Raw genomic sequence first — 625 nt, 5'->3', positions numbered from 1 at the left:
CTCGACCACCCGCCAGATACTCCCGCACCAGGGCCTCCTGCTCCGCGGGAGAAAGATCGCCCAGCCGCCCAAGGAAGCGCCGCCTGGCCAAGGCCACAACGTAAAGGGAAATCCCGGCAGCCACGGAGACGTTGAACGATTGGGTCAAACCAAACATGGGGATACGAAAACTTCCGTCACAGTGGGCGAGGATCTCCGGCCCAACGCCTTCCACCTCGTTCCCAAATACCAGGGCCAAGGGGGAGTCCACGGGAAGATCCTCTAAAGCCAGAGCACCAGAGGGAGCGGCGGCGAAGATCCGAAACCCGCGGGATTTCAATTCCAAAAGGGCTGGCTCGGCTCGCCGAAAACGGCGCACCCGCACCCATTTCTCCGCGCCTTGGGTGATCTTCGGAGAAGGACTGAACGGGTGCTTCTCCTCGATCACGAAGACCTCAAGGAGTCCCAGGGCCTCGCAGGTGCGAATGATGGCCGCGGCGTTGTGGGGGTTTTCAAAATTGGCGCAAACGGCGATCACGCTGGGAAGCCGGGAAGCCGCGATCTCTCGGAGCTTTTCCGCGCGTCCCACGAAAAAAGAAAAAGGGGCGACTTCCGTCGCCCCTTAGAACTCGTCCTCTTCGTCGAA

1 protein-coding gene is annotated in these 625 nt (G+C 61.0%); it reads right to left on the bottom strand.

Translation table 11 applies throughout. From position 1 onward, the window contains the following. Window positions 1-517 (bottom strand): RNA methyltransferase (locus H5T45_07715; protein ID MBC7129584.1); only part of this gene is annotated, 517 nt, incomplete at its 3' end. Window positions 518-625 lie beyond the last annotated feature (108 nt).

It is taken from the genome of Thermoplasmatales archaeon (assembly GCA_014361245.1).
Lineage (GTDB): Archaea > Thermoplasmatota > E2 > UBA202 > JdFR-43 > JACIWB01.
Note: the sequence above shows the minus strand (reverse complement) of the source record. Positions and strands in the feature narration are given on the sequence as shown.